Below are 24,759 nucleotides of genomic sequence, written 5' to 3'. Positions count from 1 at the left end.
CTATGCTTGCTGGTGGACGCCAGAAAGGCGTGGAAGAAGGTTGCAGTGCAAAGCGACTTGTTCTATACGCGCCCGGTGGCCCTGAATGGGTCCAGAATCAAAACCAAGAAACGCCGTGTTTGGCCCCTTTACGCTTCGTGGGTCAGTTCCGGCAAAGGAGAAGCGACATGAAACTTCATGAACTGCGCGACAATCCCGGCGCAACCAAACCCCGCAAACGCATTGGCCGTGGTCCCGGCTCGGGCACCGGTAAAACCGGTGGTCGTGGTATCAAAGGTCAAAAATCGCGTTCGGGTGTGGCCATCAATGGTTACGAAGGCGGCCAAATGCCGCTCTACCAACGCCTGCCGAAGCGTGGCTTCAACAAGCCGAACCGCAAGGCATTTGCCGTTGTAAACCTGGGCCTGATCCAGAAATTTATCGACGCCGGCAAGCTGGATGCAGCCGACATCACCGAAGACAGCCTGGTGGCTTCGGGCCTGGTGCGCCGCAAACTGGACGGTATCCGCGTTCTGGCCAAAGGCGAACTGACCGCCAAAGCGTCGATCACCGTGACCGGTGCGTCGAAATCGGCTGTTGAAGCTGTTGAGAAAGCTGGTGGCAAGCTCACCGTGGCCGCTCCGGCAGCAGCTGAATAAGACCTTGTGAGGGGCGTGAAACCCCCTTACATGTCTTTCTACGTTTTCAAGCGCCGCCGGAGCCGGGAACGGTCCGGCGGTGTTTTTACTTGATGAGGGGGCCTTATGGCATCTGCAGCAGAACAAATGGCGGCAAATATGAGCTGGGGCGCTTTCGGCAAAGCGACCGAGCTGCGCCAACGCATCTTTTTCACCATCGGCTTGCTGATCATTTACCGTATCGGCACCTATATTCCGGTCCCCGGCATTGACGCGGGCGCCCTGCGCGACTTCATGGAACAGGCGCAATCGGGCATCGCGGGCGTGCTGGGCATGTTCACCGGCGGCGCATTGTCGCGGATGGGTGTCTTTGCCCTTGGCATCATGCCCTACATCTCTGCCTCGATCATCATCCAGCTGCTCAGCTCGATGTGGGAGCCGCTCAAGCAGCTCAAGAAAGAGGGTGAGCAGGGCCGCAAGAAGATCAACCAATACACCCGTTATGGCACCGTTCTGCTGGCCACCGGGCAGGCCTTTGCCCTGGCCAATTCGCTGCAGGCTGGTGAGCTTGTAACGACGCCGGGCCTTTATTTCCTCGCCTCCTGCGTGATCACCCTGGTGGGCGGCACCATGTTCCTGATGTGGCTGGGCGAACAGATCACCGCGCGCGGCATCGGCAACGGCATCTCGCTGATCATCTTTGTCGGCATCGTGGCCGAGATCCCCGCCGCTCTGGCGCAGTTCCTTGCCTCTGGTCGTTCGGGGGCCATCAGCCCCGCCGTGATCATCGGTGTGATGGTGATGGTTGCGGTCGTGATTGCCTTTGTGGTGTTCATGGAGCGCGCGCTGCGCAAGGTCCATATCATGTATCCGCGTCGCAACGTGGGCATGAAAGTCTATGAGGCCAACAGCTCGCACCTGCCGATCAAGGTGAACCCCGCAGGCGTGATCCCGGCCATCTTTGCCTCGGCGCTTCTGCTGCTGCCGACCACGATCTCGACCTTCTCGTCAGGCCAGACCGGCCCGATCATGTCGACGATCCTGGCCTATTTCGGCCCCGGTCAGCCGCTTTACCTTCTGTTCTTCACCGCGATGATCGTGTTCTTCACCTTCTTCTATACCAAAGAGGTGGCGTTCAAGCCGGATGAGGTGGCCGAGAACCTGAAGCAGCAGGGCGGATCCATTCCGGGCATCCAACCGGGCAAGAAGACCGCAGCCGCGCTGGACTATATCGTGACCCGCATCCTGGTGCTGGGCGCGGGGTATCTGGCCCTGGTCTGCCTTCTGCCGGAAGTGCTGCGCAGCCAGCTGGCCATCCCGTTCTATTTCGGCGGCACCTCGGTTCTGATTGTTGTGTCGGTCACGATGGACACGATCCAACAGGTTCAGTCCCACATGCTGGCGCACCAGTATGAAGGGCTGATCGAGAAATCCCAACTGCGGGGCAAAAAACGCAAGAAAAAAGGACCAGCCAGACGATGAACATCATACTTCTCGGACCGCCCGGCGCCGGTAAAGGCACCCAAGCACAAATCCTGGTAGAGGGGCGGGACATGATCCAGCTCTCCACCGGGGACATGCTGCGCGAGGCCAAAAGCTCGGGGTCCGAGATGGGTCTCAAGGTTGCCGCCATCATGGATGCCGGTGGTCTTGTGACTGATGAGATCGTGATTGGCCTGATCAAGGAAAAGCTGCAGGGCGACAAGAAGGGGGGCTTTATCTTTGACGGCTTCCCGCGCACCCTGCCGCAGGCCGATGCGCTGGCCGCCCTTCTGGAAGAGCAGGGCGAGGCGCTTGATATGGTCATCGAGATGCAGGTGGATGACGAAACGCTGGTCAAGCGCATCGTCAACCGCGCCGCCGAGGCGGTGGCCGCCGGCAAAGAAGCCCGCGCCGATGACAATGAAGAAAGCGTACGTTTCCGCCTGATGGAATATTACAAGAAGACCGCGCCGCTGATTGGCTATTACTGGGCCAAGGGCAACCTGAAATCCATCGACGGTCTGGGCTCGATTGACGAGGTGAAGTCCTCGATTGCGGGTCTGCTGGACGGCTGACCGCCGTGTGACACAGGTTTCAAGACGCCGCGCCTTTTGCGCGGCGTTTTTCGTTCCGGGTCTTTTCCTTTTGGGGGGGGAGGGGCGTTGCCCCTCTTGGCACCTGCAGCGCCAATTCACCCCAGGATATTTGGAACAAGAAAAAGCTGCGGGGCAGGGGCGTGGCACGGGTGCGGGGGGCTTGTTGGAAATCCTTCCTTGACCTTTCCTTAAAACCCTTCTAATCCACCTCATCCCTTACGGGAATCGGTGTGTCAGCGGGGTCGCGCCCCAACGCCACCGGATCAGAGTTTCAGCAAGGGCCCGCAGGAAAAGATCCCCGCGGGCTTTGGTTGTGAAAAAAGGTTCCGGAACTACGGAACCGCAACGAAAAGGAAAGTGACACTTGGCACGTATCGCCGGCGTAAACCTCCCGACCCACAAACGGGTCCCGATCGCCCTGACTTATATCACCGGAATTGGCCACACCTCGGCTGACTCCATCTGCGAGGCCCTCAACATCGACCGCACCCGTCGTCTGAACGAACTGTCGGATGCCGAAGTTCTGGCCATCCGCGAGCATATCGACGCCAACTACAATGTTGAAGGCGACCTGCGCCGCGAAGTGCAGATGAACATCAAGCGCCTGATGGATCTGGGCTGCTACCGTGGCCTGCGTCACCGTCGCAACCTGCCGGTTCGCGGTCAGCGCACCCACACCAACGCTCGCACCCGCAAAGGCCCCGCAAAGGCCATCGCTGGTAAGAAGAAGTAAGGGAGGGTTAGACCAATGGCTCGTGATAAGACCCGCATGAAGCGCAAAGAGCGCAAGAACATCGCGTCGGGCGTTGCCCACGTGAACTCCTCGTTCAACAACACCAAGATCCTGATCTCGGACGTGCAAGGCAACGCCATCTCGTGGTCGTCGGCTGGCACCATGGGGTTCAAAGGCTCGCGCAAGTCGACCCCGTATGCTGCTCAGATGGCTGCGGAAGACGCTGGCAAAAAAGCCCAGGAACATGGCGTGAAAACCCTGGAAGTCGAAGTTCAAGGCCCCGGTTCGGGTCGTGAATCGGCTCTGCGCGCCCTGGCCGCAATCGGTTTCAACATCACCTCGATCCGCGACGTGACCCCGATTGCCCACAACGGCTGCCGCCCGCCGAAGCGTCGCCGCGTGTAATCGCAAAAAATTTCGCCGGGGAGCAGGTTTTCTGCCCCCCGGCTTTTGTCGTTTTTCAACCTCGGGCGTCCTGCCTATACGGAACATGGGGCACGGACTGGAATGGAGGGACACATGATCCATAAGAATTGGGCAGAACTGATCAAGCCGACCCAGCTGGACGTGAAGCCGGGCAATGATCCCGCACGTCAGGCCACCGTTGTGGCAGAACCGCTGGAGCGTGGCTTTGGTCTGACCCTTGGCAACGCGCTGCGCCGCGTTCTGATGTCGTCGCTGCAAGGTGCCGCCATCACTTCGGTTCAGATCGACAACGTTCTGCATGAGTTCAGCTCGATCGCCGGTGTGCGCGAAGACGTGACCGACGTGATCCTGAACCTCAAAGGTGTGGCCCTGTCGATGGAAGTGGAAGGCCCCAAGCGCCTGTCGATTTCCGCCAAAGGCCCGATGGTTGTGACCGCTGGTGACATCTCGGAATCGGCTGGCATCGAAGTCCTGAACAAGGACCACGTGATCTGTCACCTCGACGATGGCGCTGACCTGTTCATGGAACTGACCGTCAACACCGGCAAAGGCTATGTCGCTGCCGATAAGAACAAGCCGGAAGATGCGCCGATTGGCCTGATCCCGGTGGATGCGATCTATTCGCCGGTCAAAAAAGTGTCTTACGACGTGCAGCCGACCCGTGAAGGTCAGGTTCTCGACTATGACAAACTGACCCTGAAACTGGAAACCGACGGGTCCGTGACCCCGGATGACGCGGTGGCCTTCGCTGCCCGCATCCTGCAGGACCAGCTGTCGATCTTCGTGAACTTCGACGAGCCGGAAGCCGCTGGTCGCCAGGACGAAGATGATGGTCTCGAGTTCAACCCGCTTCTCCTGAAGAAAGTGGACGAGCTGGAACTGTCGGTCCGTTCGGCAAACTGCCTGAAGAACGACAACATCGTTTACATTGGCGATCTGATCCAGAAAACCGAAGCCGAGATGCTGCGCACCCCGAACTTCGGCCGCAAGTCGCTGAACGAAATCAAAGAAGTGCTTTCGGGCATGGGCCTGCACCTCGGCATGGATGTCGAAGAGTGGCCGCCTGAGAACATCGAAGAGCTGGCGAAGAAATTCGAAGACCAGTTCTAAGACGTCTTTGATTGACTCTTTTCCGGGGGCGGCGTAAAGCGGCCTCCGAAATGCCCTCACGGTGAGGGGAACATCCGGGCAATCCTGCCCCAAGGAGAGGGACCGACACGCATCGGTTCACAGACAAAGCATCGCCCGGCACCCCAAAAGGGGATTGTCACAAAGGGCACCAAATGAAGGATTAAGAAAATGCGTCACGCTCGTGGTTACCGCCGCCTGAACCGCACCCATGAACACCGTAAAGCCATGTTCGCAAACATGGCCGGTTCGCTGATCGAACACGAACAGATCAAAACCACCCTGCCGAAAGCCAAAGAGCTTCGCCCGATCATCGAGAAAATGATCACGCTGGCGAAACGTGGCGATCTGCACGCCCGCCGTCAGGCTGCTGCCCGTCTGAAACAGGACCAGCACGTGGCCAAACTGTTCGACGTTCTCGGCCCGCGTTTTGCCGAACGTAACGGTGGTTATGTCCGCGTTCTGAAAGCTGGCTTCCGCTATGGTGACATGGCGCCGATGGCCATCATCGAATTCGTTGACCGCGATGTCGACGCCAAAGGCGCAGCTGACCGCGCCCGCCTGGAAGCCGAAGAAGCGGCTGCCGAGGAATAAAGACCGATCCGGATTGACCGGATCTCGTCGAAAAAACCCCGCCTTTGGCGGGGTTTTTTTATGCCTGCGGGCAAGAGGTCGGCACCTATTGTGCCTGTGGTGTTCGGCGGAAATTCGCCCGAGTTATCAATCGCCTGCCCGGGGGGCTGGAATTTTTCGAACCGGCAATCCAACCAAGGCTTTCATTTTACAATGGAAAGGCGAGGGGGAAATGCGGTAACGTCACCCATAAGTTGTTTGACAAACCCATTCTTTGTAAAAATATACGTCCCACCATTATGCAGAAAGCCAAATGAGATGAACGAAGTAAACGGATTGGATCAGGGCCTTTCGCGCCTGACGGACCTGTCCCCAAAAGGCTACGCTTTGGGGCTGCATATTCGGTATGCATCGGCCCATCTGATGATACAGACCTATGACGCAAGCTGGACCGAGGTCTACACCGAAAAGGGCTATATGCTGGGCGATCCCACCGTGTTCTGGGGGTTTGGCGAAGAAGGGGCGATTCGCTGGAGTGAGATTGAACTGCCTGACCCTCACGGTATTCTGGATCAGGCCAAAGCCCATGGTCTGACCTATGGTCTGACCGTGTCCTACGGCCCCACATCCTCGCGCACCATTGGAGGGTTTGCCCGCAGCGATCGGGAATTTTCCGACGCAGAAATCCGCCAGATCCAGGATATCGTTCAGGAGCTGCATGAAAAATCCACCCCGCCGGAACAGCTTACCTCGGCGCAGCGCATGGCCCTTCGCCTGATCGCCAAAGGGTCACGTCACGCAGAGGCTGCCGCCCTTCTGGGGATTTCCGAAAGTGCGCTGAAGGCCCGGCTGCGCTCGGCGCGCGAACGCCTGTTTGTGCGCACCACCGCCGAGGCAGTGCAGCGGGCGCAGGAATATAACCTGCTGTAACCGGACCTGAATAGCGCCCCTCTGCCCGGTTTTCAGGCCGGTTTGCAGGACGGGGCGATTTGGCCTTTTCTCCCCTGCATGGGGGGCATAGTCTCGCCCTATGAGCGACCTTTTCGATACGCCTTCCGATCCAGATGCGCCCCCCTCCGCGCAGCCCGAAACCCTTGCGCCGCGCCCGCTGGCGGATCGGTTGCGTCCGCGATCTTTGGGTGAGGTGATCGGGCAGGAGCAGGTGCTGGGACCGGAGGCCCCGCTGGGGGTGATGCTGGCGGCACAGGCGCTGGGGTCGCTGATCCTTTGGGGCCCGCCCGGGGTGGGCAAAACCACCATTGCGCGGCTGCTGGCCCATGAGACCAACCTGCATTTCGTCCAGATCAGCGCAATTTTCTCTGGCGTGCCTGAGCTGCGCAAAGTGTTCGAAGCGGCAAAGATCCGGCGCCAGAACGGGCAGGGCACGCTGCTTTTTGTCGATGAAATTCACCGCTTCAACAAGGCGCAGCAGGACGGGTTCCTGCCGCATATGGAGGATGGCACGATCCTGCTGGTCGGGGCCACCACGGAAAACCCGTCCTTTGAACTCAATGCCGCTGTCCTGTCACGCTCACAGGTGCTGGTGCTGACCCGGCTGACGCTGGCTGATCTGGAGCGGCTGGCGCAACGGGCGGAAAAGGAACTGGATCGCGCTCTGCCGCTGGACGGACCCGCGCGTGAGGCGCTTTTGGAAATGGCCGACGGGGACGGGCGGGCGCTTTTGAACCTGATTGAACAGGTGATGGCCTGGAGGTTGCCCGCCGAGGGCGACAAGCTCAACACAGATCAGCTGTCCAAGCGGCTGATGAAACGCGCCGCCATCTATGACAAATCCGGCGACGAACATTACAACCTGATTTCCGCCCTGCACAAATCCATTCGCGGATCCGACCCGGATGCGGCCCTTTACTGGCTGGCCCGGATGCTGGAGGGCGGCGAAGATCCGCGGTTTCTGGCCCGCCGCCTGACCATGATGTCGACCGAGGATATCGGGCTTGCCGATCCGCAGGCCAACACCGTGTGCCTGAATGCCTGGCAGACCTATGAGCGTCTTGGCAGCCCCGAGGGAGAGCTGGCGCTGGCCAATGCTGCCGTCTATCTGGCCCTCGCCCCGAAATCCAATGCGGTCTATGTGGGCATCAAGGCGGCGCGCCGGGCGGCGAAGAAAACCGGGTCTGAACCGCCGCCGAAACACATCCTCAACGCGCCAACCGCACTGATGGAAGATCAGGGCTATGGGGCGGGCTATGAATATGATCACGACGCGCCGGACGGGTTTTCGGGCCAGAACTATTTCCCGGATGGGATGAAGCGAGGGGTCTATTACCTGCCGGTGGAACGCGGGTTTGAACGTGAACTCAAGCGCCGGTCCGATTATTTTGCCAAGCTGCGGGGCAAGCGAAACCGGGACTAGGGGTGCTGCCCGCGACCCCGGGACAGGTGTGACCGGAAAACAAGGCCAGAAAGTAAGGAGCATCGCGTGATGAAGCCCGTAACCTCAGACACTCTGCCCGAGGGTATTGTTTGGCGGCGGATCTGGGATCCGGCGCTTCGCATGTTTCACTGGCTGTTCGCCGGGGCGGTCCTCTTGGCCTGGGGCTTGGGCAAATGGGGACCGGCGATCATGACAGTGCATTACTACGTGGGCTATCTGGTGATTGGCCTTCTGGTGTTTCGCCTGATCTGGGGGCTGATTGGGCCGGCGCCGGCCCGGTTTTCCCACTTCCTGTTTGGGCCGGTGACCACTTTGCGTTACCTGACGCACTTGCCCAGGCGGCAGCCAAGCTATTGGCCCGGCCACAACCCGCTTGGCGCGTTGTCCGTATTTGCGCTGCTGGGCCTCGTGGGGCTGCAGGTGGCCTCTGGCCTGTTTTCCGACCCGGATGATTATCTGAATGTCGGGCCGCTTGCCGGTCTGGTCGAGTTTGAAACCGCCCGCTGGGCCAATGGCTGGCATCACCGGCTGTCGACCCTGCTGGCGGTGATTGTCGGCCTGCATGTGGGGGCGGTTCTGTTTTACCGGATCTGGAAGCGCGAGGATCTGGTGCGCCCGATGATCACCGGCAAAAAAGCGGTGCGAAAGGATGGCAGCGCCCCGGCCGAGTGAGCCCCGCACGCGGCCCAATCCCCCCTAACGCTTGACAATAGGGGCGGGGCGGCGCAGTCAGGCCCCATGATGACACATCTTCTGCAAGTGGCCCTTGGCGGGGCAATCGGCGCCTCCATGCGCTATCTGACCAATGTCGGTGCAATGCGCGCCTTTGGACCGGGGTTCCCTTCGGGCACCATGGTGGTGAACGTGCTGGGCTCGTTCCTGATGGGCGTGCTGATGGTAACGATTGCCAAGAAAGGCGGCCAGCATCTGGCACCTTTCCTGATGACCGGCGTGCTTGGCGGCTTCACCACCTTCTCGGCCTTCTCACTCGACGCGCTGACGCTTTATGAACGCGGCGAACACGGGCTGGCACTGGGCTATGTGCTGGCCTCGGTCGGCCTGTCGCTGGCGGCGATTGTGGCGGGGGTCTTTGCCACCCGTATGGTGCTGGCATGAGCGGCGTGCAGAAGATCACCATTGGCCCGGGCGAGGCCGAGCAGCGTCTGGATCGCTGGGTCAAACGGCTCTTTCCCCATGTGGGGCAGGGGCGGATCGAAAAGGGCTGCCGCAAGGGCGAGTTCCGGGTGGATGGCGCCAAGGCCAAACCCTCGACCCGCGTGGGGCCGGGCACGGAGGTGCGCATCCCGCCGCTGCCAGTGCCGGAAGAGGGCGACGCGCGTCCCGCCGCCCAGCCCAAGGCGAAACCCAAGGTGAGTGACGCCGACGCGAAGATGATCCAGTCCTGCGTGATCTATCGCGATGACCACATTCTGGCGATCAACAAGCCGCCCGGCCTGCCCACACAAGGCGGGTCGAAACAGAAACGCCATGTGGACGGGCTCGCGGAAGCGCTGAAATTCGGCCTTGAGGGAAAGCCGCGTCTGGTGCATCGGCTCGACAAGGACACGTCAGGTGTGCTGCTTCTGGCGCGTACGCAGGCGGCGGCCTCGGGGCTGACCGCTGCGATCCGCCACAAGGAAACCCGCAAGATTTACTGGGCGGTGGTGGCTGGCGTGCCGGTGCCCTATCTGGGCGAGATTCGCTTTGGTCTGGTCAAGGCCGGCGGTGGCGGGTCGGGGCAGGGCGAGAAAATGCACGCGGTGCATCCGCGCGACATGTCGTCCACGCCCGGCGCCAAACGCGCGCATACGCTGTATGCCACGCTGTTTCGGGTGGCGTCCCGTGCCGCCTGGGTGGCGATGGAGCCGATCACCGGCCGCACCCACCAGCTGCGCGCCCATATGGCCGAAATTGGCCACCCGATCATTGGCGATGGCAAATATGGCGGCTCTGGACAGGAAAACCTTGGCGATGGCTGGGGTGCGATGATGGGCGGGGTGATTTCGAAAAAGCTGCACCTGCACGCGCGTTCGATGAGCTTTCAGCATCCGGTGACCAAAAAGCCGGTCACCGTGACCGCAGACTTGCCGGATCATATGGCGCAGACCTTTGACACGCTGGGCTGGACCCCGGACCTTGCCGCCGATGACCCGTTTGAGGCGATGTGAGCGGGATGACCTTCACAGACGGCTCAAGAGATGAGCGCACCGCGTGGGGCGAAGCCACACGGCGCCCGACCCTCCCCCCGGGAGGGCGCATTTCTGCTGTCGCTGCATATATGACCGCTTTGCCGGATGGGACCTGTGCCCCTCTCATGGACGACATGATGCGCCCACCCAGGGTCGGGCGCCGTGTGGAGGACCAACATGTCTGACCTGAAACTCGTCGTTTTTGATGTCGACGGCACGCTGATCGACAGTCAGGATTTCATCGTCGAAGCCATGTCACGGGCCTTTGCAGAGATGGGGGTTGCAATCCCGACCCGCAAAGAGATCCTGTCGATTGTCGGCCTGTCGCTGCATGATGCCATTGCCACGCTGGTGCCAGCCATGCCGGAACCGGATGTGGCGCGCGCGGCGGAGGGCTACAAGGACATGTTCATCAAGCTGCGCGCGGAAAAAGGCGGTGAGGCCGCCGCGCCGATGTATCCCGGTGCCCGCGCGGTGCTGGAACAGCTACATGCGCGTGACGAGGTGCTGCTTGGGGTCGCCACCGGCAAGGCAAAGCGCGGTCTGGATCACGCCTATCAGGCGCATGATATCGGGCATTTCTTCCTGACCAGCCAGACCGCCGACAACCACCCGTCAAAACCCCACCCGTCGATGCTGCATGCCACCCTGGCCGAGACCGGGGCCGATGCGCAGCGGGCGGTGATGATTGGTGACACCACATTTGATATCTCCATGGGGGTCGCCGCCGGTTTCCGCACGATCGGTGTGACCTGGGGCTATCATGACACGCAACAATTGCTGGCGGCAGGTGCGGATCTGCTGATCGACAGTTATGACGCGCTGATACCGGCGCTTGAGACATTATGGGGGATGGAATGAGCGGTTGGGCTGCGAAACGTTTTTGGAAACAGACCGAGGTGGCAGAGGTCGAGGGCGGGTTTTCCGTCATCCTTGACGGGCGTGCCATCAAGACCCCGGCCAAAACCCCTTTCGTCGTGCCAACCCGCGTGATGGCCGAGGCGATCGCGGATGAATGGGACGCGCAGGGGGACAAGATCGACCCCAACACCATGCCGGTCACCCGCACCGCCAACTCGGCCATCGACAAGGTGGCCACGCAATTTGCCGAGGTGGCCGATATGCTGGCGGCCTATGGCGACAGTGATCTGCTTTGCTACCGCGCCACCCACCCGCAGGAGCTGATCGACCGTCAGGCCGCTAAATGGGACCCGGTTCTGGACTGGGCGGCAGACGCGCTTGAGGCGCGACTCACGCCGGTTTCCGGGGTGATTCACGCCCCCCAGGATGCGGCCGCGATCGCGCACCTGACCGGGCGGGTGCACCGGTTTACCCCGTTTGAGCTGGCGGCCTTTCACGATCTTGTCGGTATTTCCGGCTCACTTGTGCTGGCATTTGCGGTCACCGAGGGACATCTGGAGGCGGAAGAGGCGTGGAACCTGTCCCGTCTGGATGAAAAATGGCAAGAAGAGCAATGGGGCGAAGATGAAGAGGCCACGGCGCAGGCTGACATCAAACGTGGTGAATTCCTCCATGCCTCGCGGTTTTTCCGACATTGCGCCGGATAAATCCGTCACCTTGACGGAAATGCCCGCAACCGTTGCGTTAGCGCCTGACAGAATTTGTCGCCTTCCCCTGGGTCACCCATCCATAATTTCGATGTAACCCTTGACGAAAACTGATGAATTCGCCCAAACTCTTCCCACGCTGAGAGGGGGAGTGCCCTTTCGCAACCATACCCACGGTCGCAAAGGCCGTAAAAATGCGCCCCGCAAAAGGGGTGAAAATCAGGAAGAGGTAAACATGAAAAAAACCGTATTTCTTGGCGCGCTGACCGTCGCCGGTCTCGCCGCTGGCGCTTCTGCCGCAGCAACCCTTGATGACGTCAAGGCCCGCGGCAAGCTGAACTGTGGCGTTGCAACTGGCGTTCCGGGCTTCGCTGCGCCGGATGCAAACGGTCGTTGGGAAGGCTTTGACGTTTCGGTCTGTCGCGCGGTGGCTGCCGCGGTTCTGGGCGATTCGGATGCTGTGGAATTTGTGCCGACCACCGGCAAAACCCGCTTTACCGCTCTTGCCTCAGGCGAGATCGACATGCTGGCGCGCAACACCACCTGGACGCTGTCGCGCGACGCGGACTTGAAGTTCACCTTTATTGGCGTGAACTACTATGACGGTCAGGGTTTCATGGTGAACAAGGATCTGGGCGTAAGCTCGGCCAAGGAGCTTGATGGCGCCACCGTCTGCATTCAGACCGGCACCACCACCGAGCTGAACCTGGCCGATTTCTTCCGTGCCAACAACATGACCTATGAACCGGTGCCGATCGAAACCCAGGCCGAAGCGCTGCAACAGTATAACGCACGTTCCTGTGACGTTTACACCACCGACGCGTCGGGTCTGGCTGCTGCCCGTTCGACCTTCGAAGATCCGACCTCGTCGATCATCCTGCCGGAAATCATTTCGAAAGAGCCGCTGGGCCCGCTGGTCCGCCACGGCGACAACGAATGGGGTGACGTGGTGCGCTGGACGCTCAACGCTCTGATCACCGCAGAAGAGTTCGGCATCACCTCGACCAACGTGGCTGAACTGTCGGCCGCTGCTGGTGACAACCCGGAGATCAACCGTCTGCTGGGCACCGAAGGTAGCCTGGGCGAGATGCTCGGCCTTGACGCTGACTGGGCGCGCCGCGCCATTGCATCGGTTGGCAACTACGGCGAAGTCTTTGCAACCAACATCGGCGAAGACACCCCGATTGGACTGGCGCGTGGCCTGAACGCCCAGTGGCGTGATGGCGGCCTGATCTACTCGCCGCCCTTCCGTTAATAACACCCGAAAAAGGGCGTGGGAAACCGCGCCCTTTTTCCCTCTCAATCGACTGCACTCTGGCCCGCGCGCAAAAGACGCGCCCTTCAAGATAATCGCCAGAGGCAACGGGGATGTCCCAAATGACCACTACACCTGACCTGCAGCCTCAGGCGTCTTTCCGCCTGTCCATGCTGCTATATGACAGCCGATACCGCTCGATGACGATCCAGATCATCGCGCTGATTGGCTTCCTGACCCTTCTGGGTTGGCTGTTTTCAAACACCGCCAGCAACCTTGCTGACCTCGGCAAAGAACCCAGCTTCCGTTTTCTGGGCGAGCCGGCCGGCTATGACATCAACCAGCGCCTGCTGGAATATACCAACCGCGATACCCATTTGCGCGCGGCCCTGATGGGGCTTCTGAACACGCTGCTGGTGGCGGTGATGGGCTGTATCACGGCAACGATCCTTGGGGTTGTCATCGGCGTTCTGCGCCTGTCGCCCAACTGGATCGTCTCGCGCCTGTCGGCGGTTTATGTTGAGGGTTTCCGCAATGTGCCGGTCCTGCTGTGGATCGTATTCACCATGGCGATCCTGATCGAAACCCTTCCGGCGCCGCGGGCGTTCAAAAGCGGTGAGGCCACCATGTCGCTGTTTGACAGCGTGGCGCTGACCAACCGGGGCATCTATATCCCTGAACCGCTGTTTCACAACACGCTGGGCAATATCCACCTGTTTGGCGCGTCCAGCCTGCGCTTTGACATCAGCATCGATCTGATTGTGCTGGCTGCAGTGTTCATCGGCGGATTGTTTGTATCGTCGCGCATCAAACGGCGCGCAGATCGCATTCAGGAAGCGACCGGTGATCGCCCGACCACCTGGTATTGGCGTCTGGGTGTGGTGTTTGTGCCAACCATCGCTGTTCTGGTGATGCTGGGCTTCCACCTTGGATATCCCGAGTTGAAGGGCTTCAACTTCAAGGGTGGCATCTATATGCGCAACTCCTTGATTGCCCTGTGGCTGGCGCTCTCGCTCTACACGGCGGCCTTCATCGCGGAAATCGTGCGGGCCGGTATTCTGGCCGTGTCGAAAGGCCAGACCGAAGCCGCAAGCGCATTGGGGCTGCGTCCGAACCGGACCATGAACCTGGTGATCCTGCCGCAGGCGCTGCGGGTGATCATCCCGCCGCTGATTTCGAACTACCTGAACCTCACCAAGAACTCGTCACTGGCGATTGCGGTGGGATACATGGACATTACGGGCACATTGGGTGGCATCACCATGAACCAGACCGGGCGCGAGCTTGAGACGGTTCTTCTGTTGATGCTGGTCTACCTCGCCATCTCGCTGACCATTTCGGCGGTGATGAACTGGTACAATGAATCCGTGAAGCTGAAGGAGCGCTGATATGTCCGATATGTCTTATGTCCGCTCTGAAATGTTGCCCGAACGTGCGCCGCCCGCCTCCTCTGTCGGGGTGATCGGCTGGATGCGGGCCAACCTGTTCAGCTCGGTTCTGAATTCCATCCTGTCGATTGTGTCTTTGACCTTTGTGCTCTGGATTGTCTCGGCCCTGCTGGGCTGGGCGATTGCGCCGACCTGGTCCGGCACCTCGGTCAATCATTGTCGTGAACTGACGGGGGGCGGTCATGTCGCCTGTTGGGGCGTGATCAAGGAACGCTGGGTGCAGCTTCTGTTCGGGTTCTACCCGCCGGCAGAATACTGGCGCCCGATCCTGGCCTTTGCGCTTCTGTTTGTGGCGGTGACGCCGGTGCTGTTTTCGATGATCTCGCGCCGGATGAACTGGGTGCTTCTCTGCGTCGTTCTTGGCCTTGCAGCGCTTTACCTTGGTGGTCTGGCTGGCGGAATTGCCGGTCTGGCCCTGCTCGCCACCGGTGCCATCATTGGCTACAAGGCGCTGTCGACCGACAAGGATGCCCGCGCGGCCGAGATTGAAGCGGGGGCGAAACGCCTGCCCAATCCGCTCATTTTCACCGCGATCTTCCCCTTCCTCACACCGTGGCTCCTGTGGGGGGGCAGCCTGTGGCTGCCAATCGCGGCAGCCCTTGGATTTGTGATTGGCTTCTTTGCCTACAAATACCTGGCGGCCGCCCTGGGCAGCCTGACCGGGTTGATCCTGTCAGTGCTTGTTGTGCTGGGCTGGTGGCTCTTTATGGCGATGCCTTTTGGCAATGCGATGGCTGCGATCATTCCGCTGGACCTGGTCAAAGTGGTTAGCCGTGACTTTGGCGGCTTCATGCTGTCGATCACCATCGGTGTGGTGGCCATTGGCTGTTCGCTGCCAATCGGCATCGTGCTGGCCCTTGGGCGTCAGTCGGATCTGTTCATCGTGAAAACCCTCTGCGTGGGGTTCATCGAGTTCATCCGCGGCGTGCCGCTGATCACCCTCCTGTTCGTGGCCTCGACGCTTCTGAACATCTTCTTGCCGCCGGGGACGGATTTCGACATCATCCTGCGCGTCCTGATCATGGTCACCCTGTTTGCCTCTGCCTATATGGCCGAGGTGATCCGGGGCGGTCTCGCGGCCCTGCCGCGCGGTCAGTATGAGGCCGCAGATGCGCTGGGTCTGGATTACTGGAAGGCACAACGGCTGATCATCATGCCGCAGGCCCTCAAGATCTCGATCCCGGGCATCGTGTCGACCTTCATCGGCGTCTTCAAGGACACGACGCTGGTGTCGATCATCGGCCTTCTCGACCCGCTGGGTCTGTCTAACTCGATCCGTGCAGATGCGAACTGGATTGGTCTGGTGTGGGAGCTTTACGGCTTCATCGCCATCCTGTTCTTCGTCTTCTGTTTCTCCATGTCGCGCTACTCGATGTATCTCGAACGTCGTCTGCGCACGGACCATCGTTAAAGGAGTAAGTAATGTCTTCTATTACTCTCGACCGTCACGCTGACCGATCGGCCATGAAAGTGTCCGATGAGGTTGCCATTGAAATCCGCGGAATGAACAAGTGGTATGGTGCTTTCCACGTGCTGCGCGACATTGATCTGACCGTCTATCAGGGCGAGCGGATCGTGATCGCGGGGCCGTCAGGGTCGGGCAAATCGACCCTGATCCGCTGCATCAACCGCCTGGAAGAACATCAGGAAGGACAGATCATCGTGGACGGGACCGAGCTCACCTCGGACCTGAAAAACGTCGACAAGGTGCGCTCAGAGGTGGGCATGTGCTTTCAGCACTTCAACCTCTTCCCGCATCTGACCATCCTGGAAAACTGCACGCTGGCCCCGATCTGGGTGCGCAAAACGCCCCGGAAAGAGGCCGAAGAGCGCGCGATGCATTTCCTTGAGAAGGTGAAAATCCCCGATCAGGCCCATAAATATCCGGGCATGTTGTCGGGTGGTCAGCAGCAGCGTGTGGCCATCGCCCGCTCGCTGTGCATGATGCCGCGCATCATGCTGTTTGACGAACCCACCTCGGCGCTCGACCCTGAGATGATCAAGGAAGTGCTGGAAACCATGGTGGAACTGGCCGAAGAGGGCATGACCATGCTCTGCGTGACCCACGAAATGGGTTTCGCCAAAGAGGTCGCCAACCGCGTGATCTTTATGGATGCGGGCCAGATCGTGGAACAGAACGAACCAGAAGAGTTCTTCAACAACCCGCAATCGGAACGCACCAAACTGTTCCTCAGCCAGATCCTCTGATCACCGCTGAAATGAGAAATGAAACGCCCCGGCCAGTGTTGCTGGGGCGTATTCTTTTGACCGGGAGTCTTCCGCCCCGCCATCATCCGCCTGCGGCGTCCTCTTTGCGGGGCGGGGTGGCCTCGCTTCGCTCGGCAATTTTCTTGCCTCCGGCGGAGGTATTTGGAGCAAGAAAAAGACATCAAGCATTAACCAAAATCTGCCAGCATGATCATACGGTACAGGCGGAGGCGCCGATGACCGTGCACGGAAAAGAGACAGGATCTCTTGGAGGAAGAGGGGGCTTCGGCGCCCTTTTTTTCTTGCTAGAAATACCTCGGGGTGAGCCTCGGAGAGGCGAGGGGCAGCGCCCCTCCCCCCCCAAGCCTCTACTGACTTGTCCCCTTAAAGCGTTTCGGTTTTAACCTGATACAGGGGGAAACCGAAATGCGGTAAGAGATCTCAATGTCGTGGGCGTTTCGGAATAAACATGTGTCTCAAGTTTATCCCGAAACGCTTTAACGATTGCGCGGGGAAGACGTGGCGCCGGGAAATGCTGGCAACCAGTTCTCCCGCCGATCTGTCCAAAGCTCGTAATCTGGTGTGAACTGGCTGGGCTGATCCAACGCACCGAGGTGAAGCTCTATCTCATTGCCGGTTTTTGCAAAGACCGAGGAGCCGCAGGTGGGGCAGAAATGCCGCCCCTGATAGGTGTTGGCTTGCCCATCAACCTGTACCGCATCTTGGTGAAAAATAGCCGCTGCATAGAAGAGCGCGCCGTGATGCTTGCGGCAGTCAAGGCAATGGCAGATGCCCACCCGCAGGGGGTTTCCGGTTGCCGTGAAACGGATATTGCCACAGAGGCAGCCGCCGGAGTGAGTGTCCATCTGGGTCTCCTTTCTGGCGAAGGGTCCGGTATTCTGACGCGCTTAGATCAGATCTCGTGGCACCACGAACCCATCCACCGTGCCACTGTGCCAGGTCACATCCGACCAGCTGTCCACGTCAAACCGGATCACCGCGGTGGCGGTGGTCGGGTAATGGTGAAACCGTTCATGGGCAGGGGGTGTGGCCACCAGCCGCCGGGCGAGATAGGCCGTGCCGGGATTGTGGGCAATCATCATTACGGTCTGGCCGCGGGCCCCCTTCAGCTCTTCCAGCATCTGGTCCGGGTCCGCCAGATACAGGCTTTCGCGATACTCGGCCTCGGGTCCGCCCACCAGTTTATCCGCGATATAGGCCCAGGTTTCGCGCGTGCGTTTCGCGTTGGAACTCAGCACCTGATCCGGGATATGCCCGCGTTCGGCCAGCCAGCGCCCGATGGCCTTGGCCGATGCTTCGCCGCGTTTGTTGAGCGGGCGCTCATGATCGTCCAGACTGGGATCGCTCCAGCTTGATTTCGCGTGGCGGGTCAGGATCAGGGTCAGGGTCATTGGGGATGAAACGCTTTCATGTGGAAGTGGGATTGCTCACGCAACCTGCCATAGGTTTGTGACAAAGGGCAAACAACTCGCACCATACATCCCCCTTCAAGGCAGGTTTTTCCCGCCTCCGTGTCGAGATAGGCATGGCATCGCGGCACATCATAGCCGTCCTGGGTCAGCGCCGCGACCGGGCAGGCGGTTGTGCAGGGGGCGGGACACGTCTGGCAGGGAGAGCCAGAGGCAGCGGGCCTGGGCAAGGGGCGCTCCCCGGCAAGACGAATGGCGCCGCGAAAACTGACCCAAAGACCGGCCCGCTCATGCACCAGCAGGGTGACAGGTGACGGCCAGGCGCGCCCGCTTTCCTGCGCCCAGCGGAAAAAGGGCGGGTAAGGGGGGCCGTCCGAGGGGAAAACCGCCTGTCCGCCCCAGGCCTTCGCCAACTCCCCGATCATGCGCTTTGACCAGCGATCCAATGGATCCGGCGCCCCGTCCAGATACTCGGGAGAAGAGGAAAACCGCGCCCAGAACCCCGGCTCATGCGGACCAAGCAAAACGATCGTCTCCCCCGCATCGTGCAGCATCCCGAACACTTCCAGCTGCATTTCTTCAGCGGCAGGCGCCCAGCTCATTTGTCCCGAAACGGGAGCATCAGGCTCCACCCCAACTGCGCTGGACGATCGTCCTGCCACTCCAGCCCGATGGTCATCTTGTCATGGCCATCCTGCGGTTGGTCCGTATAGGTCCCGAAGATACGATCCCAGATCGACAGGCAGAACCCATAATTGCTGTCCGCCTCATGGCGATGCACGGAATGATGCACCCGGTGCATGTCCGGCGTCACCAATCCCCACCGCACCACCCGATCCATCGCCAGCGGCAGGCGCATATTCGCATGGTTGAACATGGCGGATCCATTCAGGATCACCTCAAACAGCACCACCCCCCAGGCCGGGGCACCAATCAGATACACCACCCCGATTTTGATCACCATCGACGCGGCAATTTCGACCGGATGAAACCTGAGCGCCGTGGACACATCAATATCACGGTCCGCGTGATGCACCCGATGCAGCCGCCACAACACAGGAACCTTGTGAAACACCATGTGCTGGAACCAGATCGCAAAATCCAGGATCAACACCGCGAGCAAAACCGAAACGCCCCCCGGAAGCGCCAGCCAGTTCAGAAGCCCCCAGCCATTTGCCGCCGCGTCCAGGGCCGCCCCGACCGCCAGAAGTGGCAAAAACACCGCCATGGCCCGCACCGTCAGCGCATCTATCACGATGATCAGGATATTGGTGGTCCAGCGCCGCGCCCGCGTCTGAACCCGTTTGCGGCGCGGAACCAGGGTTTCGATGCCGGTAAACAGCGCAAAAAGGCCAAGAAAGGCGGTCAGTCGTATCAGGGATTCATATTCCATGCCGCAACCCTACGCCGTCCCCGCGTGGTGACAAGTCACATTGCCGCGACAGATGGCCCCCACGCCCCGCGCCCGCTTTCTTCTTGGCAAAATACTCCGGGGTGAGGGCAAAGCCCGAGGGGCAGCGCCCCTGTTTCCCGCGTCTTTCCCGCAATCACGCCCGGATCATCGACCCCGCACCATGATCGGTATAAAGCTCCAGCAGACAGGCATTTGGGGCGCGCCCATCCAGAATGACCACAGCGCGCACACCGCCCTCGACAGCCGCCAGGGCTGTTTCCGTCTTGGGGATCATCCCCCCCGCGATCACCCCCTCGGCAATCAACTCGCGAATGTGATCTGCAGTCAGTTCGGTCAGAACCTCCCCATCTGCGCCCTTCACCCCCTCGATATCGGTCAAAAGCAAAAGCCGGTCCGCCTTCAGCGCCGCCGCAATTGCCCCTGCCATCGTGTCGCCGTTGATGTTGAAGGTCTCGCCATTCCGGCCCGCTCCCAAAGGCGCGATCACCGGGATCGTCTCGGCTGACGCGAGGTCCCGTAAAATCGTGGCATCCACCTCGGAAGGTGTGCCGACAAACCCAAGATCCGGGTTGGTCTGATCACATGTCACCAGCCCCGCATCCTTGCCCGACAGGCCAACCGCCTTGCCACCTTCCGCATTGATCGCCTGCACAATGCGCTTGTTCACAACACCAGACAGCACCATCTCAACCACTTCCACCGTGGCTGCATCGGTCACCCGCTTGCCGTTCACCCAGTCGCTTTTGATATCCAGCTTCTCGAGCATCGCATTGATCATCGGCCCGCCGCCATGCACCACCACCGGGTTCACCCCCACATGGCGCATCAACACGATGTCGCGGGCAAAACTGGCCATCTCCTCGTCGCTGCCCATGGCATTGCCGCCAAATTTGATGACAACCGTGGCGCCCGCATATCGTTGCAGATAGGGCAGGGCCTGGGAAAGCGTGCGGGCGGTGGCGATCCAATCGCGGTTCATATTCTGGGTCTTCATCCTACTGTCCTCATTCCCTTTTGTGTTAAGCCCTCCGCGCCCCGCTGCCAAGGGGCATTGCGCCTTTCCGTGTCCCTGCTAGGGTGGGCGCAATTCTCCCATGCCCCTTAAGGAGTTCCCGATGAGTGACGACCGTAAAACCCTGCTTCTGACCGGGGCCAGCCGCGGCATCGGCCACGCCACCGTGCGCAAGTTCAACCGCGAAGGCTGGCGGGTGATCACCTGTTCCCGCCAACCTTTCCCCGAGGAATGCCCCTGGGGCGGGGGGCGCGAAAACCATGTGGTCATTGACCTCTCGGATCCGGCTGACACCATCAATGCGGTGGGTTTGATCCAGGAGAAACTGAACGGTCGGCTGGATGCGCTGGTGAACAATGCAGGCATTTCCCCCAAGGGTCCGGGGGGCGCGCGGCTCAGCACGCTCAACACCGACCTTCTGGACTGGGGGAAAGTGTTTCATGTGAATTTCTTCGCCTCGGTGGTGCTTGCGCGCGGGTTGAAAGAGGAGCTTGCCGCAGCCGGCGGCGCGGTGGTCAATGTCACCTCGATTGCCGGTTCACGCGTGCACCCCTTTGCCGGTGCGGCCTACGCCACCTCCAAGGCCGCGTTGGCCGCACTCACCCGCGAAATGGCCCATGACTTTGGCCCGCTCGGTGTGCGCGTAAATGCCATTGCGCCGGGGGAAGTGGAAACCGCGATCCTGTCGCCGGGCACGGAGAAGATTGTCGAGAAACTGCCGCTGCGGCGACTGGGCCAACCCGATGAGGTGGCGAACGCGATCTACTTCCTCTGCTCCGATGCCAGCTCCTATATCTCCGGGGCCGAGATCGAGGTGAACGGCGCCCAGCATGTCTGATCAGGCCGTGTGACAGCTCTCACCGTGACAGGTTTGGGGACGAAAAACTTTAAACTTTTCGAATCTGACCCGGTGAAAGTTGCAACTTTCCCTGCTGGGGAGGTTAAAAACTTTAAAGTTTTGCACCCCGCACTGTCCGGAGGGGCGCCCCAACACTGAAGGTTTTTCGTGATCAAAACGACCTGTTGTTGCCGGCGCTGTCAGGGCAGGCTCAGTCGAGCCCCGCAATGATCGCGCGCAGGGTGGCAATGCCGTCCCCTTTTTCCGATGAAGTCAGGACCAGTTCGGGATAGGCGGCGGGATGTTTCGACAGGGCCTTGCGAACCTGTTCCAACACCTTGGCGCGATCCTTCTCCTTCACCTTGTCGGCCTTGGTCATAACCACTTGAAAAGTAACGGCAGATTTGTCGAGAAGGGTCATAATCTCATCATCGACCTTCTTCACGCCATGCCGTGAATCGATCAAAACAAAGGCCCGGCGCAGGTTGGCCCGTCCCGACAGATAGGATTTCAGCAGGCGCTGCCACTTTTCGACCACAGCCACCGGTGCATTGGCAAATCCATAGCCTGGAAGGTCAACCAGATAGGGGCCGTCCGTGGTGGTGAAAAAGTTGATTTCCTGCGTGCGGCCGGGTGTGTTTGAGGCGCGCGCCAGCTTGACGCGACCAGTCAAGGCATTGATAAGGCTTGATTTCCCAACGTTTGATCGGCCTGCAAAGCAGACCTCAAGCCGGTCCGGGTCGGGCAGGCCGGACATGGCCACCACGCCTTTCAGAAACTCGGTCTGACCCGCAAAAAGTTTGCGCCCGCGTTCGCGCATCAACTCATCCGGCTCCTCGGCCATCGGAAAAGGCAGTTGTGTCATTCCAGAACCTCGATCTTGTCGTCCACGGTGATCTCACCGCCCTTGGTCACCACCGCATGAACCCCCATTTCCTGGATGTCCCAGCCATCGCGCAGCGCGCCAAGAGTGTTGGCATCCCGCTCTCCGGTGCGCGTGCTGGCTTCGGTCATGCGGCAGCGGGTGATTTCCTTGCGGATGTAAAATTCGGCTTTGCCGATGCGAATATGTTTGCCAACCCAGCCACGTTCTTCCCAAGGGAAAAGGCCAGATACCAACAAGTTACCTCGCCAGCGCAGCGGCGACAACTCGCGCCCGATCCGGCTGCTAATTGCCTGGTGGCTGGCGAGGTTCATCAGCGAAAGTGACACGGTCTGACTGTCTGTCATTGCGTTTTTTGCCTTGATGATCCGTGTCGGCTTTGGTCGCCCCTTCGGGGTAAGGTGTTGAACCCATTTGATAAATCGCGTTTGATCTTCTTGTTTATCCGGGTTGATCGTCAGGCCGGGCATCTTTGGGTGGGTCAGGGTCACGGTTCCGGTCGGCAGGTCGAAATGGGCTTCCATGGCTTGCAGCAGGGGCACCCCGGCGCCGCGCGAAAAGTTGCGGCATTCTTCCCAACCATCTGCATTTTCCGTCAATCTGGCGGCCTCATGGAGCACCCCCCATTGCCGATCAAAAGGTAAAGCGCGACCCGGTTCGAGCCGCGCTTTTACCATTGCTTCACGCCCATGTGCCTTGATCGGGTGGCGCCAGATTTGGGCAATGTGCCCGGTCATCCGGCGTCCTTTGCCCGGCGCTTAAAGCTTTTCAGAACATTGCCCAGCACATCGGGTTTGTGGCCGTGGCTGCGCATGATCAGATATTGCTGAGTAAACGTGATCGTGTTGTTGGCGATCCAGTAGAGCACGAGGCCCGAGGCAAAGCCGCCCAGCATGAACATGAACACCCATGGCATCCAGGCAAAAATCATCGCCTGTGTCTGGTCGGTGGGGGCCGGGTTCAGCTTTTGTTGCAACCACATCGAGATCCCCAGCAAGATCGGCAAGATGCCCAGAGAGATGATGGCCAGCAGGCTGTCGGGACCGGGTGCTGCAAAAGGAAGCAGCCCGAACAGGTTCAGAATGGAGGTGGGATCCGGTGCGGAAAGATCGTGGATCCAGCCAATCCAAGCAGCATGGCGCAGCTCAAGCGTGACAAAAATCACTTTGTAGAGCGAGAAGAAGATCGGAATTTGCAGCAGGATCGGCAAGCAACCAGAGGCCGGATTGACCTTTTCGCGCTTGTAAAGCTCCATCATGCCCTGCTGAACCTTCTGGCGATCATCGCCAGCGCGTTCCTTGAGCTTCTCCATTTCGGGCTGAAGCTCTTTCATCTTTGCCATGGAGACATAAGACTTATACGCAAGCGGGAAGAGCACGGCCTTGATCACCAGGGTCAGGCCGATAATGGCCCAGCCCATATTGCCGATGACGCCATTCAGCCAGTGCAGAAGGGCAAAGATCGGTTTGGTCAGGAAGAAGAACCACCCCCAGTCGATGGAATCGAGGAAACGGTAGATACCCTCTTCATTCTGATAATTCCGGATGGTTTCCCACTCTTTGGCACCGGCAAACAGGCGGGTTTCCACCGAAGCGGTTGCCCCGGGGGCCACCTCCATGACAGGCAGGCGAACCTGTGTCTGATAGATATCCGATTTCTCGGCATAGCGCGTGGCCGACGTAAAGGGTTGACCCGACGCCGGGATGAGTGTGGTCATCCAGTAGTGATCGGTAAACCCGATCCAGCCATTTTCCGTGACTTCGACAAGTTCGGCACGCGCCCCTTCGCGAGGATCAAAATCCAGGTCGGTGACATCGCTGTAGTCGGTTTCAAGCAACTCAGAATCAGTTTGGCTAACGATCCCTTCGTGGAGAATGAAGAACCCTTTCAGATCCTGCGGCTCGCCATGGCGCGCCAGCATGCCATATGGCGCGACGCGACTGGGAACCGAGCCTGTATTTTCCACGCTTTGCGTAACCGTAAACATATACTTGTCATCAACCGCCACTGTGCGACGGAAGATCAGACCCTTACCGTTCACCCACCGCAGTGTAACCGGGGTGTCGACCGTGAGCTTGTTTCCGCTTTCCACGCTCCAGATTGTGGAGGGGCCGGGAACGTCTTCAGGTGCGGTTTGTCCACCCGGGGTCCATCCGTAAAGCGCGTAATAAGCACCTGCATCTCCGGTCGGACGCAGAAGGGTGACGATCGGGCTCTCCTTCGAAAGCTCTGTGTGGTAGGATTTCAGACGTAGATCATCCAGTCGCCCGCCCAGAAGAGAGATTGATCCTTCCAGGTTGGGCGTGTCGATGTTCACCCTAGCAGCTTTCGCAAGCTGATCGGTGACATCCTGCGTGGTTTTCCCCGGCGCAGTTGCGTCCTCCACGGAAGAAGGGGTGGCGGGGGGCGACAGTTCAGATGCGGTCTGTGGCTGGGTGTCGATGGTGGGTTCAGGGTCGGCCGGAGGGAACATGATCAGCCATCCGGTGATCACGAGAAAGCTGAGTACTGTTGCCAGGATCAGGTTCTTGTTCTGGTCGTCCATAAAGCCCACCGCTCTTGTA

Annotated in this window: 27 protein-coding genes; 19 read left to right on the top strand and 8 right to left on the bottom strand. The window is 59.9% G+C overall.

Annotated elements, in window-relative coordinates:
* Positions 1 to 167: 167 nt before the first annotated feature.
* The 18 genes from rplO to XMD517_RS07995 all read left to right on the top strand — a co-directional run bounded on the left by rplO (position 168) and on the right by XMD517_RS07995 (position 16,618).
* Complete coding sequence (rplO, locus tag XMD517_RS08080) at positions 168 to 638, top strand: 50S ribosomal protein L15 (RefSeq protein WP_173485843.1); 471 nt, start codon at positions 168 to 170, stop codon at positions 636 to 638.
* A 105-nt stretch (positions 639 to 743) separates the two neighbouring features.
* Positions 744 to 2,099, top strand: a complete 1,356-nt coding sequence (secY, locus tag XMD517_RS08075; protein WP_173485842.1) for a preprotein translocase subunit SecY — start codon at positions 744 to 746, stop codon at positions 2,097 to 2,099.
* Positions 2,096 to 2,674: an adenylate kinase gene (locus XMD517_RS08070; RefSeq protein WP_173485841.1), complete on the top strand. Its 579-nt coding sequence runs from the start codon at positions 2,096 to 2,098 to the stop codon at positions 2,672 to 2,674. Before secY ends, XMD517_RS08070 begins: the two co-directional genes overlap by 4 nt.
* A gap of 385 nt (positions 2,675 to 3,059) precedes the next feature.
* Positions 3,060 to 3,428: a 30S ribosomal protein S13 gene (gene rpsM, locus XMD517_RS08065; protein WP_173485840.1), complete on the top strand. Its 369-nt coding sequence runs from the start codon at positions 3,060 to 3,062 to the stop codon at positions 3,426 to 3,428.
* A 15-nt stretch (positions 3,429 to 3,443) separates the two neighbouring features.
* Positions 3,444 to 3,833, top strand: a complete 390-nt coding sequence (gene rpsK, locus XMD517_RS08060; RefSeq protein ID WP_133484925.1) for a 30S ribosomal protein S11 — start codon at positions 3,444 to 3,446, stop codon at positions 3,831 to 3,833.
* Positions 3,834 to 3,947: 114 nt separating this feature from the next.
* Positions 3,948 to 4,964 (top strand): DNA-directed RNA polymerase subunit alpha, encoded by a 1,017-nt coding sequence (locus XMD517_RS08055; protein WP_173485839.1) that lies wholly within the window; start codon positions 3,948 to 3,950, stop codon positions 4,962 to 4,964.
* A gap of 189 nt (positions 4,965 to 5,153) precedes the next feature.
* Positions 5,154 to 5,576 (top strand): 50S ribosomal protein L17, encoded by a 423-nt coding sequence (rplQ, locus tag XMD517_RS08050; protein WP_173487797.1) that lies wholly within the window; start codon positions 5,154 to 5,156, stop codon positions 5,574 to 5,576.
* Positions 5,577 to 5,873: 297 nt separating this feature from the next.
* Positions 5,874 to 6,485 carry an autoinducer binding domain-containing protein gene (locus tag XMD517_RS08045; RefSeq protein WP_173485837.1) on the top strand — a complete coding sequence of 204 codons (612 nt, stop codon included), beginning with the start codon at positions 5,874 to 5,876 and terminating at the stop codon, positions 6,483 to 6,485.
* Between the two features lie 100 nt (positions 6,486 to 6,585).
* Positions 6,586 to 7,929 (top strand): replication-associated recombination protein A, encoded by a 1,344-nt coding sequence (locus tag XMD517_RS08040; protein WP_173485836.1) that lies wholly within the window; start codon positions 6,586 to 6,588, stop codon positions 7,927 to 7,929.
* 69 nt (positions 7,930 to 7,998) lie between these two features.
* A complete protein-coding gene (locus XMD517_RS08035; protein ID WP_173486329.1) occupies positions 7,999 to 8,622 on the top strand; it encodes a cytochrome b/b6 domain-containing protein in 624 nt (207 codons plus the stop codon).
* A gap of 66 nt (positions 8,623 to 8,688) precedes the next feature.
* On the top strand, positions 8,689 to 9,066 hold the full coding sequence (gene crcB, locus XMD517_RS08030; protein WP_173485835.1) for a fluoride efflux transporter CrcB: 378 nt from the start codon (positions 8,689 to 8,691) through the stop codon (positions 9,064 to 9,066).
* Positions 9,063 to 10,118, top strand: coding sequence for an RluA family pseudouridine synthase (locus XMD517_RS08025; RefSeq protein WP_173485834.1), 1,056 nt, complete (start codon positions 9,063 to 9,065; stop codon positions 10,116 to 10,118). Before crcB ends, XMD517_RS08025 begins: the two co-directional genes overlap by 4 nt.
* A gap of 198 nt (positions 10,119 to 10,316) precedes the next feature.
* Positions 10,317 to 11,000: an HAD-IA family hydrolase gene (locus XMD517_RS08020; protein ID WP_173485833.1), complete on the top strand. Its 684-nt coding sequence runs from the start codon at positions 10,317 to 10,319 to the stop codon at positions 10,998 to 11,000.
* Complete coding sequence (locus tag XMD517_RS08015; RefSeq protein WP_173485832.1) at positions 10,997 to 11,707, top strand: ATP12 family chaperone protein; 711 nt, start codon at positions 10,997 to 10,999, stop codon at positions 11,705 to 11,707. The genes XMD517_RS08020 and XMD517_RS08015 overlap by 4 nt, the downstream gene beginning before the upstream one ends.
* A gap of 235 nt (positions 11,708 to 11,942) precedes the next feature.
* Complete coding sequence (locus XMD517_RS08010) at positions 11,943 to 12,962, top strand: amino acid ABC transporter substrate-binding protein (protein WP_173485831.1); 1,020 nt, start codon at positions 11,943 to 11,945, stop codon at positions 12,960 to 12,962.
* Between the two features lie 122 nt (positions 12,963 to 13,084).
* Positions 13,085 to 14,350: an amino acid ABC transporter permease gene (locus tag XMD517_RS08005; RefSeq protein ID WP_173485830.1), complete on the top strand. Its 1,266-nt coding sequence runs from the start codon at positions 13,085 to 13,087 to the stop codon at positions 14,348 to 14,350.
* Between the two features lies 1 nt (position 14,351).
* Positions 14,352 to 15,821, top strand: a complete 1,470-nt coding sequence (locus XMD517_RS08000; protein ID WP_173485829.1) for an amino acid ABC transporter permease — start codon at positions 14,352 to 14,354, stop codon at positions 15,819 to 15,821.
* An 11-nt stretch (positions 15,822 to 15,832) separates the two neighbouring features.
* Positions 15,833 to 16,618, top strand: coding sequence for an amino acid ABC transporter ATP-binding protein (locus tag XMD517_RS07995; RefSeq protein WP_055187982.1), 786 nt, complete (start codon positions 15,833 to 15,835; stop codon positions 16,616 to 16,618).
* Between the two features lie 497 nt (positions 16,619 to 17,115).
* Here XMD517_RS07995 and XMD517_RS07990 read toward each other — a convergent pair whose 3' ends face one another.
* From XMD517_RS07990 to argB, 5 genes are all read right to left on the bottom strand, one after another.
* Positions 17,116 to 17,484 carry a GFA family protein gene (locus XMD517_RS07990; protein ID WP_173485828.1) on the bottom strand — a complete coding sequence of 123 codons (369 nt, stop codon included), beginning with the start codon at positions 17,482 to 17,484 and terminating at the stop codon, positions 17,116 to 17,118.
* A 42-nt stretch (positions 17,485 to 17,526) separates the two neighbouring features.
* Positions 17,527 to 18,030, bottom strand: coding sequence for a histidine phosphatase family protein (locus tag XMD517_RS07985; protein WP_173485827.1), 504 nt, complete (start codon positions 18,028 to 18,030; stop codon positions 17,527 to 17,529).
* On the bottom strand, positions 18,027 to 18,650 hold the full coding sequence (locus XMD517_RS07980; protein ID WP_173485826.1) for a ferredoxin: 624 nt from the start codon (positions 18,648 to 18,650) through the stop codon (positions 18,027 to 18,029). The genes XMD517_RS07985 and XMD517_RS07980 overlap by 4 nt, the downstream gene beginning before the upstream one ends.
* Complete coding sequence (locus XMD517_RS07975; RefSeq protein ID WP_173485825.1) at positions 18,647 to 19,441, bottom strand: sterol desaturase family protein; 795 nt, start codon at positions 19,439 to 19,441, stop codon at positions 18,647 to 18,649. Before XMD517_RS07975 ends, XMD517_RS07980 begins: the two co-directional genes overlap by 4 nt.
* Before the next feature lie 154 nt (positions 19,442 to 19,595).
* The gene (gene argB / locus XMD517_RS07970) at positions 19,596 to 20,456 is read right to left on the bottom strand and encodes an acetylglutamate kinase (protein WP_173485824.1); all 861 of its coding nucleotides are present in this window, start codon (positions 20,454 to 20,456) and stop codon (positions 19,596 to 19,598) included.
* A gap of 121 nt (positions 20,457 to 20,577) precedes the next feature.
* On the opposite strand from argB, the gene XMD517_RS07965 reads away from it, so the two are divergent.
* Positions 20,578 to 21,312, top strand: coding sequence for an SDR family NAD(P)-dependent oxidoreductase (locus tag XMD517_RS07965; RefSeq protein WP_173485823.1), 735 nt, complete (start codon positions 20,578 to 20,580; stop codon positions 21,310 to 21,312).
* A gap of 211 nt (positions 21,313 to 21,523) precedes the next feature.
* On the opposite strand, the gene yihA is transcribed toward XMD517_RS07965, so the two are convergent.
* The 3 genes from yihA to yidC are packed head-to-tail and all read right to left on the bottom strand — an operon-like array spanning position 21,524 to position 24,740.
* Positions 21,524 to 22,177, bottom strand: coding sequence for a ribosome biogenesis GTP-binding protein YihA/YsxC (gene yihA, locus XMD517_RS07960; RefSeq protein WP_055187997.1), 654 nt, complete (start codon positions 22,175 to 22,177; stop codon positions 21,524 to 21,526).
* A complete protein-coding gene (locus tag XMD517_RS07955) occupies positions 22,174 to 22,932 on the bottom strand; it encodes an MOSC domain-containing protein (RefSeq protein ID WP_173485822.1) in 759 nt (252 codons plus the stop codon). Before XMD517_RS07955 ends, yihA begins: the two co-directional genes overlap by 4 nt.
* On the bottom strand, positions 22,929 to 24,740 hold the full coding sequence (gene yidC, locus XMD517_RS07950; protein ID WP_173485821.1) for a membrane protein insertase YidC: 1,812 nt from the start codon (positions 24,738 to 24,740) through the stop codon (positions 22,929 to 22,931). Before yidC ends, XMD517_RS07955 begins: the two co-directional genes overlap by 4 nt.
* Positions 24,741 to 24,759 lie beyond the last annotated feature (19 nt).

It is taken from the genome of Aliiroseovarius sp. xm-d-517 (assembly GCF_013283135.1).
Classification (GTDB): domain Bacteria; phylum Pseudomonadota; class Alphaproteobacteria; order Rhodobacterales; family Rhodobacteraceae; genus Aliiroseovarius; species Aliiroseovarius crassostreae.
The sequence above is the reverse complement of the archived record's forward strand: the minus strand, read 5'-3'. Positions and strand labels throughout refer to the sequence as shown.

Bases quoted from the DNA above. Each gene is read 5' to 3' on its own strand.
- XMD517_RS07990 (WP_173485828.1), bottom strand. From the start codon at position 17,484: ATGGACACTCACTCCGGCGGCTGCCTCTGTGGCAATATCCGTTTCACG.
- rplQ (WP_173487797.1), top strand. From the start codon at position 5,154: ATGCGTCACGCTCGTGGTTACCGCCGCCTGAACCGCACCCATGAACAC.
- rplO (WP_173485843.1), top strand. From the start codon at position 168: ATGAAACTTCATGAACTGCGCGACAATCCCGGCGCAACCAAACCCCGC.
- yidC (WP_173485821.1), bottom strand. From the start codon at position 24,740: ATGGACGACCAGAACAAGAACCTGATCCTGGCAACAGTACTCAGCTTT.
- XMD517_RS08070 (WP_173485841.1), top strand. From the start codon at position 2,096: ATGAACATCATACTTCTCGGACCGCCCGGCGCCGGTAAAGGCACCCAA.
- crcB (WP_173485835.1), top strand. From the start codon at position 8,689: ATGATGACACATCTTCTGCAAGTGGCCCTTGGCGGGGCAATCGGCGCC.
- XMD517_RS07975 (WP_173485825.1), bottom strand. From the start codon at position 19,441: ATGGAATATGAATCCCTGATACGACTGACCGCCTTTCTTGGCCTTTTT.
- XMD517_RS07995 (WP_055187982.1), top strand. From the start codon at position 15,833: ATGTCTTCTATTACTCTCGACCGTCACGCTGACCGATCGGCCATGAAA.
- yihA (WP_055187997.1), bottom strand. From the start codon at position 22,177: ATGACACAACTGCCTTTTCCGATGGCCGAGGAGCCGGATGAGTTGATG.
- XMD517_RS07965 (WP_173485823.1), top strand. From the start codon at position 20,578: ATGAGTGACGACCGTAAAACCCTGCTTCTGACCGGGGCCAGCCGCGGC.
- XMD517_RS08040 (WP_173485836.1), top strand. From the start codon at position 6,586: ATGAGCGACCTTTTCGATACGCCTTCCGATCCAGATGCGCCCCCCTCC.
- XMD517_RS08055 (WP_173485839.1), top strand. From the start codon at position 3,948: ATGATCCATAAGAATTGGGCAGAACTGATCAAGCCGACCCAGCTGGAC.
- XMD517_RS07985 (WP_173485827.1), bottom strand. From the start codon at position 18,030: ATGACCCTGACCCTGATCCTGACCCGCCACGCGAAATCAAGCTGGAGC.
- XMD517_RS07955 (WP_173485822.1), bottom strand. From the start codon at position 22,932: ATGACCGGGCACATTGCCCAAATCTGGCGCCACCCGATCAAGGCACAT.
- argB (WP_173485824.1), bottom strand. From the start codon at position 20,456: ATGAAGACCCAGAATATGAACCGCGATTGGATCGCCACCGCCCGCACG.
- XMD517_RS08000 (WP_173485829.1), top strand. From the start codon at position 14,352: ATGTCCGATATGTCTTATGTCCGCTCTGAAATGTTGCCCGAACGTGCG.
- XMD517_RS08005 (WP_173485830.1), top strand. From the start codon at position 13,085: ATGACCACTACACCTGACCTGCAGCCTCAGGCGTCTTTCCGCCTGTCC.
- secY (WP_173485842.1), top strand. From the start codon at position 744: ATGGCATCTGCAGCAGAACAAATGGCGGCAAATATGAGCTGGGGCGCT.
- XMD517_RS07980 (WP_173485826.1), bottom strand. From the start codon at position 18,650: ATGAGCTGGGCGCCTGCCGCTGAAGAAATGCAGCTGGAAGTGTTCGGG.
- rpsK (WP_133484925.1), top strand. From the start codon at position 3,444: ATGGCTCGTGATAAGACCCGCATGAAGCGCAAAGAGCGCAAGAACATC.
- XMD517_RS08025 (WP_173485834.1), top strand. From the start codon at position 9,063: ATGAGCGGCGTGCAGAAGATCACCATTGGCCCGGGCGAGGCCGAGCAG.
- XMD517_RS08045 (WP_173485837.1), top strand. From the start codon at position 5,874: ATGAACGAAGTAAACGGATTGGATCAGGGCCTTTCGCGCCTGACGGAC.
- XMD517_RS08035 (WP_173486329.1), top strand. From the start codon at position 7,999: ATGAAGCCCGTAACCTCAGACACTCTGCCCGAGGGTATTGTTTGGCGG.
- XMD517_RS08010 (WP_173485831.1), top strand. From the start codon at position 11,943: ATGAAAAAAACCGTATTTCTTGGCGCGCTGACCGTCGCCGGTCTCGCC.
- XMD517_RS08015 (WP_173485832.1), top strand. From the start codon at position 10,997: ATGAGCGGTTGGGCTGCGAAACGTTTTTGGAAACAGACCGAGGTGGCA.
- XMD517_RS08020 (WP_173485833.1), top strand. From the start codon at position 10,317: ATGTCTGACCTGAAACTCGTCGTTTTTGATGTCGACGGCACGCTGATC.